Origin of the sequence: Desulfogranum marinum (genome assembly GCF_016918565.1) — a bacterium.
Classification (GTDB): Bacteria; Desulfobacterota; Desulfobulbia; order Desulfobulbales; family Desulfobulbaceae; genus Desulfogranum; species Desulfogranum marinum.
Genome location: NZ_JAFFQD010000002.1, coordinates 226,660 through 244,797, shown reverse-complemented (window position 1 = coordinate 244,797; position 18,138 = coordinate 226,660). Strand labels below are relative to the sequence as shown.

General features: G+C 46.7%; 13 protein-coding genes. All 13 read right to left on the bottom strand.

Annotated features, from left to right (window positions below; all coding sequences use genetic code 11):
* Positions 1 to 4: 4 nt before the first annotated feature.
* On the bottom strand, positions 5 to 1,645 hold the full coding sequence (locus JWH17_RS02925; RefSeq protein WP_205221057.1) for a glutamate synthase-related protein: 1,641 nt from the start codon (positions 1,643 to 1,645) through the stop codon (positions 5 to 7).
* On the bottom strand, positions 1,603 to 2,751 hold the full coding sequence (locus tag JWH17_RS02920; RefSeq protein ID WP_205221056.1) for a class II glutamine amidotransferase domain-containing protein: 1,149 nt from the start codon (positions 2,749 to 2,751) through the stop codon (positions 1,603 to 1,605). Before JWH17_RS02920 ends, JWH17_RS02925 begins: the two co-directional genes overlap by 43 nt.
* Before the next feature lie 296 nt (positions 2,752 to 3,047).
* Entirely contained in the window at positions 3,048 to 3,296 is a 249-nt protein-coding gene (gene tatA, locus JWH17_RS02915; protein ID WP_205221055.1) for a twin-arginine translocase TatA/TatE family subunit, read from the bottom strand.
* Between the two features lie 40 nt (positions 3,297 to 3,336).
* Positions 3,337 to 3,522, bottom strand: a complete 186-nt coding sequence (tatA, locus tag JWH17_RS02910; RefSeq protein WP_205221054.1) for a twin-arginine translocase TatA/TatE family subunit — start codon at positions 3,520 to 3,522, stop codon at positions 3,337 to 3,339.
* 69 nt (positions 3,523 to 3,591) lie between these two features.
* Positions 3,592 to 4,923: an amidohydrolase family protein gene (locus JWH17_RS02905; protein WP_205221053.1), complete on the bottom strand. Its 1,332-nt coding sequence runs from the start codon at positions 4,921 to 4,923 to the stop codon at positions 3,592 to 3,594.
* A 2-nt stretch (positions 4,924 to 4,925) separates the two neighbouring features.
* Complete coding sequence (locus tag JWH17_RS02900) at positions 4,926 to 5,759, bottom strand: purine-nucleoside phosphorylase (RefSeq protein WP_205221052.1); 834 nt, start codon at positions 5,757 to 5,759, stop codon at positions 4,926 to 4,928.
* Positions 5,756 to 7,147 (bottom strand): threonine synthase, encoded by a 1,392-nt coding sequence (gene thrC, locus JWH17_RS02895; protein WP_205221051.1) that lies wholly within the window; start codon positions 7,145 to 7,147, stop codon positions 5,756 to 5,758. The genes JWH17_RS02900 and thrC overlap by 4 nt, the downstream gene beginning before the upstream one ends.
* A 134-nt stretch (positions 7,148 to 7,281) precedes the next feature.
* Positions 7,282 to 7,674, bottom strand: a complete 393-nt coding sequence (rsfS, locus tag JWH17_RS02890) for a ribosome silencing factor (RefSeq protein WP_205221050.1) — start codon at positions 7,672 to 7,674, stop codon at positions 7,282 to 7,284.
* Between the two features lie 285 nt (positions 7,675 to 7,959).
* Entirely contained in the window at positions 7,960 to 10,434 is a 2,475-nt protein-coding gene (locus JWH17_RS02885) for a DNA topoisomerase III (RefSeq protein ID WP_205221049.1), read from the bottom strand.
* 28 nt (positions 10,435 to 10,462) lie between these two features.
* On the bottom strand, positions 10,463 to 11,056 hold the full coding sequence (locus tag JWH17_RS02880; protein ID WP_205221048.1) for an alpha/beta fold hydrolase: 594 nt from the start codon (positions 11,054 to 11,056) through the stop codon (positions 10,463 to 10,465).
* A 641-nt stretch (positions 11,057 to 11,697) separates the two neighbouring features.
* A complete protein-coding gene (locus tag JWH17_RS02875) occupies positions 11,698 to 12,618 on the bottom strand; it encodes a coiled-coil domain-containing protein (RefSeq protein ID WP_205221047.1) in 921 nt (306 codons plus the stop codon).
* A gap of 90 nt (positions 12,619 to 12,708) precedes the next feature.
* Complete coding sequence (locus JWH17_RS02870; protein WP_205221046.1) at positions 12,709 to 14,409, bottom strand: hypothetical protein; 1,701 nt, start codon at positions 14,407 to 14,409, stop codon at positions 12,709 to 12,711.
* 312 nt (positions 14,410 to 14,721) lie between these two features.
* Positions 14,722 to 18,132 carry a transglycosylase domain-containing protein gene (locus tag JWH17_RS02865; protein WP_205221045.1) on the bottom strand — a complete coding sequence of 1,137 codons (3,411 nt, stop codon included), beginning with the start codon at positions 18,130 to 18,132 and terminating at the stop codon, positions 14,722 to 14,724.
* Positions 18,133 to 18,138 lie beyond the last annotated feature (6 nt).

The following is an 18,138-nucleotide window of genomic DNA, read 5'->3' as shown; positions in this document are numbered from 1 at the left end:
TCGATCAACAGATATAATTAATTTTCAGCCGTTCAGCAGCGGCGGCATCATCAATTCCAAGGGCATCGGACATACCTATGGGCAAACTCTGTGATCGACCGAGTGGTGCCATTATTTTTTTCATCTCGGTACGAATACCCATGAAGGTATCGGCCACCCGCTGCGCCACGTCATCGGGATCGAGCCTACGATACAATTTTTCATTCTGACTGGTAATCCCTTTGGGGCAAATACCTGTGTTGCACACATTACAGCGCCCAAGTTCATTACCGAGACATCCGGCAGCAGACTGCATTATGTACTTGCCTACGTGTACGCCTGAAGCGCCGAGCATGATCAATGCCATACCGTTCTGGGTAACATTCCCATTTTTACCCACTCCACCAGCTGCAAAAAGAGGAATTTCATTTTGTTTCCCCTGCGCAACAAGGTCGAGATAGCATTCCCTCAGATTGGAAGCTACAGGGTGTCCGGTGGCCTGCATACTCACATCATAGGCAGCTCCTGTCCCCCCATCAATACCGTCGATCATCAAACCAGAGGCATATGGATTACGAACCAGGTTGTTCAGCACGGCCTTGGCTGAAGTAGAGCCGGAAATTTTCGGATACACCGGTACGCGAAAACCAAAAGCCATGGACATGGTCTGGATCATTTTCATGACACTCTCTTCAATGGAATAGAGTGTCTGGTGTACCGGTGGTGAGGGTAAGTCAACACCTTCAGGCACACCACGCAGACGGGCTATCAACTTACTGACTTTAAACCACATCAACAAGCCGCCATCGCCTGGTTTGGCTCCCTGACCGTACTTAATCTCAATAGCAGCCGGATCGCATTGCATTTCAGGAATCGCACGAATAATTTCATCCCACCCGAAGTAACCGGACGCGATCTGGAGAATAATATATTTCAAAAACGGCGACTTCAGAACCCATGGGGGACAGCCCCCCTCACCGGTGGCCATTACCACCGGAATTCCAAGCACTTCGTTACAGTAAGCAACACCTTGTAACAACCCCAACCACATATTAGGAGAAAGAGCACCAAAAGACATGGAACCGATGATAAAAGGAAAAACTTCCCTGGTCGGCGGAATCCATTCTCCGGTAGCTTTTTTCTTTAAATAATCTTCAGGGGAAAGCACCCTGCCAAGAATTGTATTGTAGTTAAATTCGTGGCGCCCCGCATCCAGAGCAGGATCAGTCAACATGGAGATACGATCAAAAGAGATACGATCTAGAATCGTTGCCCCGGTCGAATTCCGTCGCCCCCCCCTTTTATATGCCTCACCCTTTTGGTTATGGATAAAGTGGGATCGATTCTCATTTTGATTGGGCTCCGGGCCAATGGCTTCGTTGGGACAGACCATGGAGCACATGCCGCAACCGATGCATCGTTTGGCAATATCTGTCTGTTGGCGAATACCTACGAAATGTCGGTATTCATTCCCTCTTTTTTTCTTGAGTACATCAAGCTTGGGTACTCGCTGGCGCCTGTAAGTAAGGTAAATAGCACCAACCGGACAGACAGAAGTACACCTGCCACAAAGAGTGCAGCGGTCTTCGCGGTGTTTGATGACCCAGGGAAGGTCATGATAAGTTAAGCTGCTTGGGCTAGTGAAAATGGATCGAACTGAGACCATATTGTAAGTTCCTTTCGTTCAGGTGGAATGATAACTGTATGCTCCCGCATGGGCTGGAAATCTAAAGATGGATCGCGATCAGGTACAAGGGCATCTACGCCGCACATTTCTGACGCGATGGCCCAGGCTCCGGGCCGACCACCGACAGTTGCAGGCCGCAGTTTCTTCTGATCCATAACCAACAAACAGGTTTCATCGGGCAAGGTTCCAATCACCGCGTTCGGGCCATCGATTATAAGGCGGCGACAGGCAGTGCGCAATCCTTTAAGGAATTCGCCCTGTGGATGCCTGTCAAGTTCTTCTGTTTTAAGGGGAGTAATAACATGTTTATATACTTCAAGCGGCAGACCAAGGACTTTGGTTACGTAGTGAAGAATATGGGCAAAAACCTCCGAATCACTGTGGTATCCCAAATAACCGGGAACCTCACGACCTTCCAGGTATTCCTTGACGGGGATAAAAGCAGTATTTTCACCGTTGGTCATGGTCGAAATTCCCTGGATAAAGAAGGGATGGCATGCATAAAGATTAATACCATAGTTGGTATTCTGCCTCCCTTGGGCCATAACCACCCTAGCCCTGATCCTGTTATCATCAAGACTGAGGCCGTTGCCGACCTGGAGCGGCCATCCTACTTCTTTAATCGTGATAACATCATTCCAGAGTGAAAAAACTGTTAAATCGCCACCATGATCTTCCCCGTCTTTGCGTAGGGCAAGACGGGTGGCAAGCAGCTCGGCTTCCTGCTCTTTTTTGGTCAGGCTTTTCCATCTCTCCGGTACTCTGTAGACCCTGACAACATATTTAAATCGACCTCGTGACCGTTCATCAATTATACCTTTACGACGTTCAAAATCATGTTGATATCGAAAATCATATCCTGAATCAGTCATATAGTCAGCCATGCGATTCAGGGCCCTTTCTGTATGGGCTATCCCGGATAAAATAACATGACGGGGGTGCAGTTTAAAATCTTCAAACTCGATTCCACGCAGCAGTAGCCCTAGGCCACTGCCATCATATCCTTCCTGCATGGCCTCCATGGCAGTCAGGACTTCGTATGGGGAAAACGGTTCATCTGCGCTTTTTAGAGCTAATCGGCACATGCATTACTCCTGAAAAGTCATTCTTGGAAGCGGATTTGACCAGGAAAACTGGCGATACAATACAAGCAGATGTAATTCCAGAGACAGGGGATGTCTCATGAAGTTAAGCTGAGTTGCAAGCATGAAAAGTTACAGAAACACTGCAACCTTGTCAAGAGGAAAGGGAGCCCTCCATAAGAACAAATTGTTACCAGAACCTCTGGTAACAATTTTGAAGGATTTTATCTCAATAGAACATATTGAGCTACAAAAATGAAGATTTCCGTGAGGGGGCTGCCGACAAGGAGATTAAAAAATTATTTGGTAAGCACTTTGGATATATTCTTTGCCTTGTCCACTTTGTCCTGCATTGCGGTAACTTCTTTCACCCCAGGCAGGTTTTTTTTAATATCCAGTCCCATGTCCTCAACCTCATTAAGACCATTTTTAAAGGAACCAATCGCCTTACCAAGACCAGCACCGATTTCCGGTAGTTTTTTCCCACCAAAAATAAGAAACGCTATACCAAAAATTACCAGAAGTTCTGGTGTACCTAATCCAAACATGACTGTCCTCCCTAAAACAAGCAGTTACAAACTCATCTACTTACGCTTCAGGATCTTTTTTATCTTCTTCAATGGATTTTGATTCTTTTTCCTGCTTGGTGGCATCTTTAAAATTTTTAATGCCCTTGCCTATTCCACTTCCAATTTCAGGCAGTTTACCTGCACCAAAAATGATAACGATAATGACAAGAATAATTATCAATTCGGGCATTCCAAGACCGAACATAGGGGCTACCTCTTTGAAGTTTACTTTACTGTTAAATCCGACAACAATAGCATTTCAAGCTATACACTGTCAACCGACATTCCTTTGCTTGCTGATTCCCAACGCCATTTCCTGTATTTTTCGTATAATAGCATTTTCATCGAGAGTGAGCAATTGACGGTCTTCCATCACTACCCTGCCATTGATAACAGAATGAATAACATCGCCGCCTCTGGCCGCATACACAAGATGGGAAACAGGGTTATACAGAGGAGTCAGATGGGGCTGATCAAGGTCAATGACAATGCAGTCAGCTTTTTTCCCAACCTCAAGTGATCCAATCACCTTGTCTGCACCAAGCACCGCGGCCCCCCCCATGGTACCGGCTCGAAGAGTCGAAACAGCATCCATGGTTGTGGGATCCATAGAGGTGACTTTGTGTACCTTGGCAGCTGTATTCATCTCACCAAACATATCAACATCGTTATTGGAAGCGGCACCATCGGTACCGATACCCACAGTAACTCCTTGATCGATGAGTTTTGGTACAGGCGCCACACCTGATGCTAACTTCAGGTTCGATTCCGGACAGTGGGCGACCTTCACTCCTCTTTCTGCCATAAGCTCAATTTCATCATCCGTTACCATCACGCAGTGAGCAGCCACTACGTGTTCGTCTAAAAGACCAAGTTTTTCCAAGTGCTGGACAGGCGAACACCCGTAACGTTCTTTACAGGTATTAACCTCATCACTGTTTTCAGCAAGATGGACATGGTACAGGAGGTCATTGTCTCTGGCCATGTTGCCCAAACGCACCAGCAATTCAGGCGAACATGTATACACAGCATGAGGATCGATGGTTATCCGGATCAAATCATGATTACGGTACTGCGCAAGCAGCTCTTGGGTGTAGGCAAAACCGTTTGCAAGTTCACCATAATTTGGTGAAGGGAAATCATACAGTACCTCTCCTACCCAGGCACGCATACCTGACTGCTCCACAGCACGACACACATCGGCGGCAAAAAGATACATATCGCAAAAAGAAGTAGTCCCGGACTTGATCATTTCACACAATGAGAGCAAGGTGGCACTGTACACCATATCACCAGACAGGGTAGCCTCAACAGGAAAGATATACTCCTGGAGCCACTGCATGAGCGGTAAATCATCTGCGAGTCCCCTGAAGCAAGACATGGCAGCATGGGTATGGGTATTGACGAGACCGGGCATTATCAACCCATGCTCTTCAGCTATGATATGTCTGGCTCTGTAGGTTGCACCGATTTCCTCGGTCTTTCCTCGGGCGACGATGACCCCATCGTTGATCGCCAGTGCTCCCTGTTCAACAATAGTATCCTTCTTATCCAGGATCAGCAGGTAGCGACCACTCAGAATCAAATCCACAGTTTTTTTGTTCATCCTCAGAGCTCCGACAAAAAAGAAACCAGCAACGTTCGTAACCGAGGACCTGCCTTTTCAGCGGCCTCCACAATATCGTCCAGCAGTATTGGTTGAAAATTATCAGGATCATTGACATTGGCAACCACAGACAGCCCAAGAACCTCCATCCCCGCATGAAGGGCAACAATTACCTCCGGCACAGAAGACATGCCAACGGCATCGGCACCGATCATCTTCAAATAACGAGTTTCAGCCGGAGTCTCCAAGCTGGGTCCAGGGATGCATATGTAGGTTCCCGTACAGACATCGCCAATATCAGTTGCAGCTGCTGCAGCCAATGCTTTCTGCTGCAAGGCGGGAGCATAGGGGCAGGAAAGATCAGGAAATCGCTCCCCCCAGTGATCAATATTTGGTCCACGCAGGGGATTTTCAGGAAGGAGATTGATATGATCTGCCATAATCATGATCGTCCCAGGCTTATATGTACTGTTCAACCCTCCGCTGGCATTGGTAATCAGGGCCATACGGGCGCCAAGCTGAGAAAGAACGCGGACGGGAAAGGTCACCTCTTTGGTGGAGTACCCTTCATAATAATGAAATCTACCCTGGAGTATGGCGACGTCCTGCCCACCAAGTCGACCACAGATCAGATTACCTGCGTGGGTGGCAACCGTTGAACGCGGGAAATGGGGCAGCTCTTCGTAGGAAAAATCGACCACATCATCCATGGCCGGTACAAGTCCGCTTAATCCGGTTCCCAACTGGATAATAACCTCCGGCATGCGCGGCAGCCGCTGCCGAAGAAAAGCAACTGCTTCCTCTACCTGCTGCCGGTACTGATCCATACCAATCATTGGAGCCCGTTCTGCTTGATATAGGAACGGACAAGCTCCGGATCAGCATCAATAATCTCACATCGGCTTTCTTTACCGACTAAATCAGCCAATGCCGGCGGTAATTGCGGCTCCTCTCCGATAGCCGCCATCACAGCAGCACCAAATTTTGCGGGATGAGCGGTGGCAAGACAGACCACAGGTCGCTTGTTATCTGCGCATTCCAATGCAGCCTTCACGCCTACAGCCGTATGAGGGTCAAGGAGGTACTGTTCCTGGTTGTGAAAATCCCTGATCATAGCCAAGGTCTCCTCCTCGGAAACAGAGCGGGAAAGAAAATCCTGGTCCACCTGGCTCTTCAAACCACTTAAATCCAAGGCACCTGTGTCTGCAAAATCAGCCATATCCTGCTTGACTTGTCGGCCGTTTTCATCTCTTAAGTAATAGAGGTACCTTTCAAAATTAGAGGCTATCTGGATATCCATCGAAGGACTGCTGGTGGCAACGACACTTCCTTTTGAATAATCTCCCCCTGTAACAAAACGAGTTAAAAGATTATTGGCATTGGTCGCAAGGATAAGCGCATTGATGCACCCTTTGGGCAATAACCGTTTCGCCACATAACCTGCAAAAATATCGCCGAAGTTACCGGTGGGCACCGAAAAATCGACACTGCTTTCCCCGCGCTTCAGTAATTTTAAAAAAGCATAAATGTAATAGACCACCTGAGCGAGTACCCTGGCCCAGTTAATGGAGTTAATAGCCCCAAGGTGATAGGCATCTTTAAAGGCAAGATCGTTAAAAAGGGTTTTCACCATGGCCTGGGCATCATCAAAAGTACCGCGAACAGCCATGTTAAACACATTTGGATCAAGCACAGTGGTCATCTGCAGAGCCTGGATAGGACTTGTCCGCTCATGGGGATGGAGAATGAAAATATTGATCCCCTTTTTGCCGCGAACACCGGCAATTGCAGCACTGCCCGTATCCCCTGAGGTGGCCCCCAGAATGTTCATCTGACCGTTAATACGTCCAAGCTGATATTCAAACAGGTTACCCAGCAATTGCAGGGCCACGTCTTTAAAAGCAAGAGTCGGGCCATGAAACAACTCCAGAATATACAGGCCGCCCCTCTTGGTTATCGGTGTAACCTGCGGGTGCGAAAAGGCGGCATAGGAGCGGTCAACCATCTCCTCCAGTTCCAGCCTTGGAATATCGTCAATAAAAAGAGACAAAACCTCAACCGCAAGCTGTTGATAGGTCAGGTTCTGCCACTGCTCCAGTTTCTCTTCTGCTATAGTGGGGAGGAACTGAGGAAGCAGCAAGCCGCCATCTCTGGCAAGCCCCATCATCACCGCATCCCGAAATCCTATGGGATCAACCTCACCTCGCGTGCTTATATATTGCATCTCACTGTCCTCTATCGATACGCCCTGTAAAGAACTGCTTCTTCAAAGCTGTTTACCTGCAAATAATTACAAAACAATATGCATCTCCGTTGCCATATCACATCGAAAAAATGATACCGCCGGTTGATGCCCTTTTACTGGAGATTTTCCAGTAGTTGATCGACATCGATCCGCACTGCATCATGCCACAGGCCTTCAAGGTCATAAAACTGTCTGCTTTCCTTATAAAAAATGTGCGCAACCATATCACCGAAATCAAGCAGCACCCATTGCCCCTCACGTAACCCTTCACTATGTTTCGTGCTCACCCGTTTAGAGCGAAGTTCACGTTCAATGGCTTCAGCCAAGCCTTGAACATGACGGGTTGAGCGACCACTCATGATCACAAAATAATCAGTGAAAGACGATAACCCACGAACATCGAGAACTACTATATCCTCGGCCTTGGCATCTGAAGCAATACGGGCAGCGGTAACAGCTAATTCTTCCCCACCCTTTTCCTGGTATCCTTTTTTTAACTCTCTCATTTTTCCTCGTGGAGCCGGAACCTTTCCAGCTCGTTTATTATGTATTGTACAGGAGCCTGTTGGGTCCTGTTTTTTCTCAAATCAAGGCATTTTCAGAAAATAAAACACAGCCATATGACTGACTTCTGAAAATAAGGCCTGTGCAAAAAAAGACCTTATTCCGGCTAGATGTTCTTTTGGTCAGTCCCGGCACATTGCCACAGCATAAGGACAGCCTGTTTTAGTGCTGCATTGCTAATGGTATTACATGCATTCATGCATACCCTTGCCGGCACAAACACTTATCTACTCGGCTTGACTGGTTTCAGAGCTCCCCTTGCGAGTACGCTTTTTTCTCGGAGGAAACTCAAAACTTATTTTCCCCTTGTTATCAAGCAGCAGAAAAGCATCAAACGGTCGTTTCTTTTTAGAAATAAATCCGGTGATGAGCTCCGTTTTACCATTGGTAAGCAATTGTTTAATATGATCCGCATCAAGTCTGCGTCCCAAAATCATCTTGGATATGCGCAAGCCTTTCTTTTTATCGCCCTCCAGGGCAGACTCCGATAAAAAGCCGACAGGCGTTTCAAACACTCTGGTTTGGTCAACGGGTGAAATCCCTAGAGGTTCTTGCGCTGTAATCTCTGCCAGATCAAGATCTTCAGTTGAGTCTGCAAAGAGAAACTCCACCTTTGAATTGGCAATCCGTACTGCTGCGGCAAATGGTTTTCCTTTTTTCGACCGGAAATCGTCAAAGGGGCCAATTGTTTTCCCTTTGATAAGAGCAACAATCTCCTCTTCACTCATTACCCGACCACCGAGAACTTTACGAATAACCAGTTTTTTATCTTCTGCTTCAAACGCTGTTGCATTTTCAAAAAAACGGCGTCCGTCTACCGGAGAAAACGATGCTTCACGGATATTGCTTTCTTCACCGGATTTTACTTTTTCCACGATGGTACTGGTAATATCTCGGATTTCCTGCATAAACTGTTCGCGGGTCATGTCGCCTTTAAGGATTCGGTTGAGCTTGTACTCCCATTCCCCGGTAAGTTCCGGTGAAGCCAAAACATCAATATTTCTGGCTTCAAGGAGGGAGAGTAGTTCAACCGCTTTTCCGGTGGGTACCAGCTCCCGCTGTTCGCGGACAATATATTTTTCATTGAGCAGTTTTTCAATAATTGCTGCTCTGGTTGCCGGCGTCCCCAATCCCCTTTCTTTCATGGCTTCAGCCAGTTCTTCGTCATCCACCAATTTGCCTGAGTTTTCCATGGCTGAAAGCAGCGTTGCTTCTGAAAAACGTGGTGGTGGCTTGGTTTCATTCTTCTCTGCAGTCACCTCCTGACAGTGTACTGCCTCAACGTCTGGAATGGTCTGCAATTCATTCCCTTCACCTCCGGTACTGCCTACGCCATAAATAGCGCGCCAACCTGGTTTAACCAAAATTTTCCCTTCAGTGAGAAACGTCTCCCCCTCGACGATGGAAAGTCTTCTTGTATTGTGATACACAGCAGGAGGGAAAAAAACAGCCAGAAAACGCTGCACGATCATCTGGTAAATCTTCAGCTCCGGCTCTGTCAGGGTTTTGGCCAAACCGGTGGTGGGAATAATGGCAAAGTGATCGCTGATTTTTTTGTCATTAAAAATTCGCTTATTTTTTTTCAGATATTTTTGCTCAATAGCCTCACGAGCAAATTTACCAAATTGCCATTGTTGCTGCGCAACCACAACGTTTTTGACAGTGGGAAGATAGTCCTCCGGCAGGCAACGGCTGTCTGTCCGAGGGTAGGTGATCAGCTTATGTTTTTCATACAAAGCTTGGGCCAGGCCAAGCGTATTCTTTGCACTAAAACCAAATCGGCTGTTGGCCTCCCTTTGTAGGAGGGTTAAATCATAAAGAGGTGGAGCTCCTTTGGTTGACTGCTTGCTTGTCTCTTCAATAACTGCCGGTTTCCCTTTACAAAGGGCGATAATATCTTCACCCTTTTGGACATCCCAGATACGACTTTGTCGTCCATGGGGTTGACTCTCACCCTTTTTAAAATCGGGGTCTATCCAGATGCCCTCATATGTAACATCTTCACAGACAAAACTTCCGCGCAATTCCCAATAAGTAGTGGGAACAAATGCACGCCGCTCCGCTTCACGCTTCACCAGCAATGAGAGGGTCGGGGTTTGCACCCTGCCGCAGGGTGTTTTTCTAAATCCACCAAAGCGCGAATTATAGCACGTCAATGCTCTGGTAGCGTTTATGCCTATAAGCCAATCCGCTTCCGAACGACAAAGCGCAGTATCTTCAAGAGGATGCATTTCTTCGTCACTACGCAGATGTGCAATTCCATCTCGAATAGCATCCTGGGTCATGGACCGTAACCAAAGTCGACGAATCTGTTTGGCTTTGACTGAATTGGTCCAGGACTGCTTGAGGATATACTTGAAAATAAGTTCACCTTCCCGGCCGGCATCACATCCATTAACGATAACCGAGACATCGCGTCTTCTGATCAATTTACTCAGTGCATTGTACTGAGCTTTAGTCCCAGGTAGAACCTTGAGTGGAAATTCATGGGGAAGAATGGGAAGGTTATCCAAAGTCCACTTCTGAAAATCAGGATTAATTTCTTCTGGGTAGGCTATGGACACCAAATGACCAATGGCATAAGAAACAATATAATCATTGCTTTCAAAATGCGTTTTTGACTTGGTGAATTTACCGGGAAGTGCCTTGACGATATCTGCGGCGACGCTCGGTTTTTCTGCAATAATTAGGGTTTTATCCATTAGGTCAGCTCAAAGCGGATAGAGTAAATTATTTATTTAATAAGAATTTCTTCAATGCATCATGCCATTGATTAGGTTGATCAAGATAACAGGGATGGGGGGCGCCATCCAAAATCACTCGCCGGTTGTCGGCAAGTTCTTCAACAAGTATATCGCTCATAGCTAGAGGAGAAACAGCATCCTCCCCACCCCAAACGATAAGCGTCGGTACCTGTACCCGGGCAAGCCCGGATCTATTTTCTTCAACCCCCACAGCACCGACCAGAACTAATGCCGAGAGACCTGCCCCATGAGCAATTGCAAATTCTATGGCTATTTTTCCTCCCATGGAGGGGCCAATCAAGGTTACCTGTGAGAGCGACATTACATTGAGAAAAGCATGCAGCATTTCAACAGGCGTCTTTTCGCACTCAGGACTCTGCCCAAAGCCCGGCATATCCACGGCCACTACTCTAAAGCCCTGGTTCGCGAGAAAGTCCATGGTACCCAGCTCCTGCCAGGTCTCTGCCTTGAACTTCATCCCATGCAGCAGCACAATGGTTTTTTGTCCACGCTCGCCAGCCTCAAGATAGTGCAAGGTACAACCATCTACATTTACGATATTACTGATAATATGCGACATGAAAAAATCCTCTGCAAAGTACAAGTAAATAGGCTCAGCAATTTTTCAGCAACGACTGCCAAAGAAGTAAGCGACATCCGGCTCTTTGTCAATGTCCAAGGATCAATCAACGATGTTGATAAACCCACAAAAATAGATTCTTCCTTCTACGTCGGCAACGTTACAACACACGCATACAGGAAGAGAAAATCGCAAGGCAAAAAATTTTATACGATGACCATCAAGTAGATCTAAAGGAGGCTGAATACCAGCGAAAACAAGCATGAGACATGAAAAGCAAAGGTGTCTTGAATAATTGCCATTGAGCCTCATTTGCCTGCTGGTCGCGCTTACCTCGTTACGCTCAAAATTCTCCGATCGACGGTAAGCAAGACTCCAGGTAATAGATTGTATGCATTACCAAAATACTGAAAAAAAGACGTCTGACAAACTGAGCGTTGGAGAACATTGCGTAAAGCTGTAGCAACCTGTGATTTCGCCTAATGCAAAAAATGTTGCAAAGTACACACAATCAGCACCGGCTTTCATACAAAAATTGCCACGTCAACCGCCTACGACCTGGACGACCGGGAAGTGCCCCGCGTACATAAAAAAAGGAGCGACCATGAGTCGCTCCCTAAAAAATCTTAAAAGATTAGCTATTAATCTTGAAGGGGGGTCTGCTGCAATTGATCTTGCAAATCAGCAAGCTGTTCGTTCTTATCGGTTAAATCCTGTACAAGTTCATTATTTTCTTGTTCCAATTCTTGCAGAACATCCTGTTGATCAGCAATTTTGCCGAGCAAAACATCCATGTTGATTTTTATCCGATCCAACTCACGACTGGTCTCTTCCAGGGCTGCATTCTTTTCTTCAACTATATTTTCAAGACCAACGATCTGGGCCATGGCCATTTCCATATCTATGGTAAGCTTTGCTACCTGCTCTTTTTCTTCTTCAGCAGCTACAGTTTCCCTCTCTTGGCTTGCAGCTATTACCTCTTGTGCAGCACTGATTTCAGCCTGCAGTTTTACGATGTCTGCCTGCAGTTTTTCTTTTTCCTGAACAGTCTTCTCGTTGTTAGCAACGAGCTCTTCTATTTTTTGACCAGCAACAGCGTTTGCATCTTGTAATTTGGCCAGTTCCTGACGTAAGGCGTTTGCTTGTTCGACAGCTGCCTCATCCTGCTTCTTATTTGCACCCACTGCATCCTGCAGGTTTTTTATTACTGCATTCTGCTGGGCAATCTGCGCCTCAAACCGCTTATTGGCTTTACGGATCTGTACAAGTTCTTTTCTGGCGTTTTCAAGCTGCTTTGCCTGGCTACCTTTTGCATGCTTCTTCTCTTGCAATGCTGCAATTTGTGCTTCCAGCTCTTTAACACGAGGATCCTCGACTGTAACAATTGTAGGCTCAGCCGGAACAGCCGGCTTTTCAGCTTTCAAAGCATCTAATTCGGCAGTAACGGCAGTCAAATCAAGTTGCAACGACTTGGCTGCTCGATTGCTCACTGATCCCCAGATAGAGCAAATGACCAGTAATACAATTAACCCCCCAATGATCAAATTCCTGTTCTTCTCCATAATCTTCATACTCCTATAAATAGTTACGGTCTATGGTGTTGAGTATATCAAGCTACTCAATTAACTTTTCTTCTATTGCATTAACAGGTCTTAAGGCGTAATACCCTCACCTACGGTTACAGGTGTTGTCAACAAGGTGGGGTCTATACGGTTTATCTCTTCCTCTATTCTTACCAGGTTTCGATTTACCTTATCACTCAACCCGGATTGTGGATATTTAATTAATATATCCTGCAGTAATTTCCTTGAGGCAAAAAGCAATTTTATTTTACTCTCACGGTCACCTGTACGGTTTGCGCGCATGAAAATTTCAGCTGCCCGTTGGCGATCTTCCTTGGCTGCGAGTTTGGCAGCCTGATCTATACGTTCACGCGCTTTAACAGCGTACGATGAGGCCATCAGGCTCGTGAAAACCTCGATGGCCTGATCATATTCCCGCGCTTCGAGCAGAAGCATCCCCTGATTCCACTCTTCCTGGAGTTCCTGCTCCTGAACCAACCGACTTGTTTCAATGGAAATGGATTCTGCAGTCAACAGCTGATCATTTTTCCGGCGCAGTATTTCCTGTTTTTCAACCGGGAGAATATCGCGCGGAACACGTTCAACCAACAAAAGCGCTTCCTGAAATTTTTTCTCTTCAACCAAGCTGTCTATTCTGGCAAGAACCGACTTTAACCAGGCATCAGCCTCTTCATTTGCTCTTTCCAGAACCAAATCTGCATTGGAAGCAACTGGTGAATAAGGATATTCGGCAATATACTTTTTCGCCTGTTCCACTACTCCATATCCATCACGATCCGGGTTATACCCCAAATAGGCTTTAAGCAACTGTGCATACGACCTCACTTCATCACTCTGATACATATTCCTGTCCAGAGCCGACAACTGCTGCAGTGCCCATTCATTTTTACTGGACAACCCTTCGTAAATAACAGCCAGTTCTTTGTACCTGTCTTTTGCACCATCAAAAATTTCAAGCCCGAATTCAAGATCTCCAATAAGCTGCATCAAACGAAATTCCCACTGTGCCTGGTCTTGTTTGCGGATAACGCTCAACAGGTCAGTAAAAACTTTTCTCGCCTCCGGCTCGCGGCTTGTTTTGAGTAATGCCTGACCATATAAAAAAGTGGTATCAAAGGAAGGTAACTGACCAGCTTCAAGGGGAAGTTGCTCATAATGACTAATGACCGTTGCATAATCGTCTACTGCCGAAGCAGCTTTCAATAATTGCTCTTCCGCATGCAGGCTCTTAGCCTGGACAGGTAGCTGTTGTTGGGAAACCAAAGGGGCCGCCATCAGGCTTTGACAACTACTTTCCAGATAATTGATATCCTTTTCACTTATCTGCAAAAGAGAATCGGCCGCCAGCAACTGCGCCGCCTGTAAGTCTGTCTTTTGCAGCAATCGCTGATTCAAGGCATTGTACTCGACAAGCACACTCTGCAACTGTGCCCGGCAATCGCTCATGACGTTCAGCGTTTCCTGAGAAGAAGGACTGGATATGGTCTGTGCCTGCAGTTCTCTTAATACCTCTAGCTTTTGTTCATAAGCATAGATACGATCATTGATCAAGGTCAGGGTCGGCATCAGCAAGTCTTTGACAGGGAGGACAGCTGGTTCCTGCATATCCCGGCTCAAAGATTCCACTTTAGCCTCCCCCCCCTGACGCGCACTGATGTCGTCACGCTGTTGCTTTGCAGAATAAGGATCAATTACCTGTTTCTGTGCCACACAGCCACTCAGCATCAACACCAGGCACCACACGATTTTATTAGGCCACTTACATCCCATACCGGATTATTTTCCTATCATTGCCTTGTTTATTGTCGGATATATCCCCAGTACACCATGAATCACCTTATCCACAACCTGAAAACATATTTATACCTGCCCGACACTCAAGTTTGATTGTATACATTTTCAGCGTAAACGATCAGTTAGAGTGTGCAAGGCAAAATATTGGAAAGGATATCAAATAAAACGGTGACGGACAATCGCTTTCTGCAGAAACATCGAAAATCCTGTATTTGCACAAGGGACAGGGCCTCGCCTGTCTTGCGATAGTATAATCAGTCGACCACTCCCGGAAAAAGGAACATATTCTTAGTTGGATTCTAGCTGTTGCTTCCGATCATCAAATTTGTAGTCCCAAAACGGATGGAAATTACGGACCGGTTCAAAATGCTCATTTTGTAAAAAGTGTCCGAATCCCAGGCTACAGGGAAAGGATGGTGGGGTGGTCTGCTGCTTGCCACCGCCCCCTTTCTTCAACAGCCCCCCTTTATCCGGCTCGACAGGGAGAAAAAGCTGCCCCACATCAGGATACTGCAACAACAGGCCATTAAAAGCCAGGTCTACCACGTCCAGTCGTTCTCCGACATTTTCGCTTTGCAGCAGTGTTTCCGCCACCTTACTCCAGACCGGCAACGCCCCCTGCCCGCCTGTAATCCTGGTCGTCCCTTTGATCATGGGTGCATTGTTATCATACCCGACATACACCCCCACAGTATATCCGTTGTCTACGCTCATAAACGATTCATTACTCTCGCCCAAAACTGGAACATGCCCAAGAAAGGAGGCATTACGATACCTGTTTGCAGTCCCGGTTTTCCCCAGCAACGGTACCGGCAGATTAAAATCTGCCAACTCTTGTTCACGATCGGGATTGTTACTGTGCAGCCTAACCGTCTTGTGGGCATACTTTCCGGTTCCGTGGAGCACGGTGTTTTCCAGAATATTACCAACCGCTGCAACCGTCGCTTGATCAAAAACTCGTTGAGCAGTCACTGTCTGTTGATAAATAACTTCTCCGTCCGGAGCCTCTATCCTTTCGATAATTGCCAGGCCGTTTCTATCTGCAGTTGAATCCTCATCACTGATACGTTCACCATTTTGTCCTGCAATAACAAAATTATTCCCGGTAACGAGTGCTTCGTACATTCTGGTTATTTCCAGCAAGGAAACCACATTCGATCCCAGTGGAAAAGAGAGCACAGGTTCCAGTTTGCTTTCAATCCCGCATGCATAACCCAACCGGACAAGATACTGGAGACCGAGCATAATCCTGTAATCACGAACCTCGGTCAAAACTTCCAGAGAGTATGGACGAAGGGCGAATAACGTATTTTCTTCGATCGTAATCTGTTCCTGCAACTGCTTATAGGATCCTACAGTGACACTCCCCTCCAAGTGAACGCCTTCCCAAAAAATGTCGAGCTGGCTTGCGTTTAAAGTCTGCAAGAAACTTATCACCTGCTCAATCGGCCACCGGGTCCACTGACGGTCTTTCAGATCGCGGTGACCGGATGTATAGTGTACCCCACCGTTTTGATCCTGTACTAAAAAGCCCGAAGGCATCTGAAAATCGCCGGCAAGTGTGCCCCCAAACCAATTAGCGCCTTGCCGCGCTTCAGCTTCTACATAGCGACGATATACGTTCAGTTGGTCGATAGTTCCGGCAAGGCTTAAATAAGTATCATCCAACAGATCCCGCTGTAAATGGAGGTCTTTTCGTGTGTACGATGAAAGTGACTTATCCTGCAGCAACTCTTTGATCTGCTCCCTGAAGCGGTCATAATAAAGACCATAGTCTAATTGTTCAACCAGCTTGTATTCATCAAACCGGTTGTCGAATAAAAAATCTGCGCGAAGATTCTTTCTGGCTTTATCAAAGGCCGCTTCCTTAAGCACGTTACCGTTAACCACAATCCCAAAATCATCTCTTATCCGCTGCTTAAAATGCTGATAATTTTCGACGACGCCGTCATTGGCCATGGGGGCCATTTCCACCTGTTTGGCAACCTCGCGTAAGTGCAACGGTGACAGGTGGTCAGTAAGATGATACAGGAGCCACACGGCCGCAAGATTTTCAGATTCTACTCCAGCCCAGCTCATAGAGACAACATCATGGGGACTGTTATGATCAGGTCTGGGGAAATAAGGTCTGTTCATGAACACAAACACATCCCGTTGATTGGAAAGCATGTCAACAGGGCTCCACCCGAGCTGCAGCGCAGCGGCAAAAAGAAATGGTTTAAAGGTAGACCCCATTAATCGTTTCGCATCAATGGCTCGATTGAAATAACGATCAGTCATACCACCAGCCATCGCCCTTACAGCTCCTTGTTGCAAGGCCATAACGCCGCCTTCGACCTTTGGATAACGCTCAAGATCTCCCCGCAACGGCCCCTCTCCTTCGGACGGCCTGATACTGACATACACAACGTCTCCAGGTTGCAGCTGTTTTATCAGCTTACGGCGATCCTTATTATCAGGTTCAGACCAGCGATTCTTATTAAACTTTGCCAAGGCCGCTATCATTCTTTTAAGACCAGCCTCATCCAAGACGACAGTTGCCTTACCTTCACCAATATCGATACTGGCGTAAAATCCTGTTGATTTATTTTCACGGACTTCATCAATAACCCCAAACGCAAATGCACCAGGTAGCAACTCTGTATCTCCGGCATACTCCAGTTCACGATATTCCTGCTGCACCTCCTCTCTGTTGTAGCCTCGCAGTCGGACGTCAAGCAAAGACAACTGACGCCTAAGAGCGTACAAAGTCTGCTCCTGAATCTGCTTATCGATAGTGGTGATGACCCTGACCCCGGAGGTGGATACATTGGATACGCCATGGTCTTCCAATGCTTCTTTAATAATGGCCGTACTCAACCCGTCTTTCACCATATCCATGGTGGTATTCAGGCGAAAAGCCATCTTACCGCGTTCAAACGCCACATCACTGTGGATAGCCTGTTCGTATTCCTGCTTAGTGATCTTTTGCGCTGCAAGCATCTTCTGCAAAACATATCTTACCCGTTCATCTACCTTTTGCCTGGCTTTTACAGGGTCTGCCTGGTTCCTCTTGGTAAACGGATTGTAATAGTTCGGCCGCTTAACGCTGCCTGCAATGTAAGCACACTCTAACAAATTAAGAGCATATGGTTCCTTATTAAAATAATAGCGGGCGGCTACCCCCAGTCCATGTCCATTGCCGCTGACAAAAAACTGGTTGCTATAAAACTCCAGGATTTTTTCCTTTGAATATTTATATTCCAGGCGCAGCGCAAACAGCAGCTCTTTCAATTTGGCTTGGTAGCTGCGGGACTTTCGTTTAAATAGATTTTTAGCTGTCTGTTGAGTAATTGTACTCCCGCCTTGTACCACCCTGCCGGCCTTAATATTGGCAATCATGGCTCGGACTATTCCCGGGATGTCGACCCCAAAATGAGAAAAGAACTCATCATCCTCAGCTGCCACAATGGCATTGATAAAATGTTGAGGAATGGCGTGATACGCCAGATACTGGCGATGCACATCTTGAAACAATACCCCTAGTTTTTGTTCGCCATCACGAAAGAAAACCGGGCTTTCACGACCGAGAATTTCCTCTATATATTCCTCTTCCACTTCCGGCCCCGGGTTAACGACCACCAGATAATACAATCCACCGGCAACACCTCCAGCTAAAAGCAGACCGAGTATACACAAACTGAAAAAAAGATATTTCAAGAACTT

Coding starts and splice junctions, on each gene's coding strand:
- JWH17_RS02925 (WP_205221057.1), bottom strand. CDS start 1,645: ATGGTCTCAGTTCGATCCATTTTCACTAGCCCAAGCAGCTTAACTTAT.
- JWH17_RS02920 (WP_205221056.1), bottom strand. CDS start 2,751: ATGTGCCGATTAGCTCTAAAAAGCGCAGATGAACCGTTTTCCCCATAC.
- tatA (WP_205221055.1), bottom strand. CDS start 3,296: ATGTTTGGATTAGGTACACCAGAACTTCTGGTAATTTTTGGTATAGCG.
- tatA (WP_205221054.1), bottom strand. CDS start 3,522: ATGTTCGGTCTTGGAATGCCCGAATTGATAATTATTCTTGTCATTATC.
- JWH17_RS02905 (WP_205221053.1), bottom strand. CDS start 4,923: ATGAACAAAAAAACTGTGGATTTGATTCTGAGTGGTCGCTACCTGCTG.
- JWH17_RS02900 (WP_205221052.1), bottom strand. CDS start 5,759: ATGATTGGTATGGATCAGTACCGGCAGCAGGTAGAGGAAGCAGTTGCT.
- thrC (WP_205221051.1), bottom strand. CDS start 7,147: ATGCAATATATAAGCACGCGAGGTGAGGTTGATCCCATAGGATTTCGG.
- rsfS (WP_205221050.1), bottom strand. CDS start 7,674: ATGAGAGAGTTAAAAAAAGGATACCAGGAAAAGGGTGGGGAAGAATTA.
- JWH17_RS02885 (WP_205221049.1), bottom strand. CDS start 10,434: ATGGATAAAACCCTAATTATTGCAGAAAAACCGAGCGTCGCCGCAGAT.
- JWH17_RS02880 (WP_205221048.1), bottom strand. CDS start 11,056: ATGTCGCATATTATCAGTAATATCGTAAATGTAGATGGTTGTACCTTG.
- JWH17_RS02875 (WP_205221047.1), bottom strand. CDS start 12,618: ATGGAGAAGAACAGGAATTTGATCATTGGGGGGTTAATTGTATTACTG.
- JWH17_RS02870 (WP_205221046.1), bottom strand. CDS start 14,409: ATGGGATGTAAGTGGCCTAATAAAATCGTGTGGTGCCTGGTGTTGATG.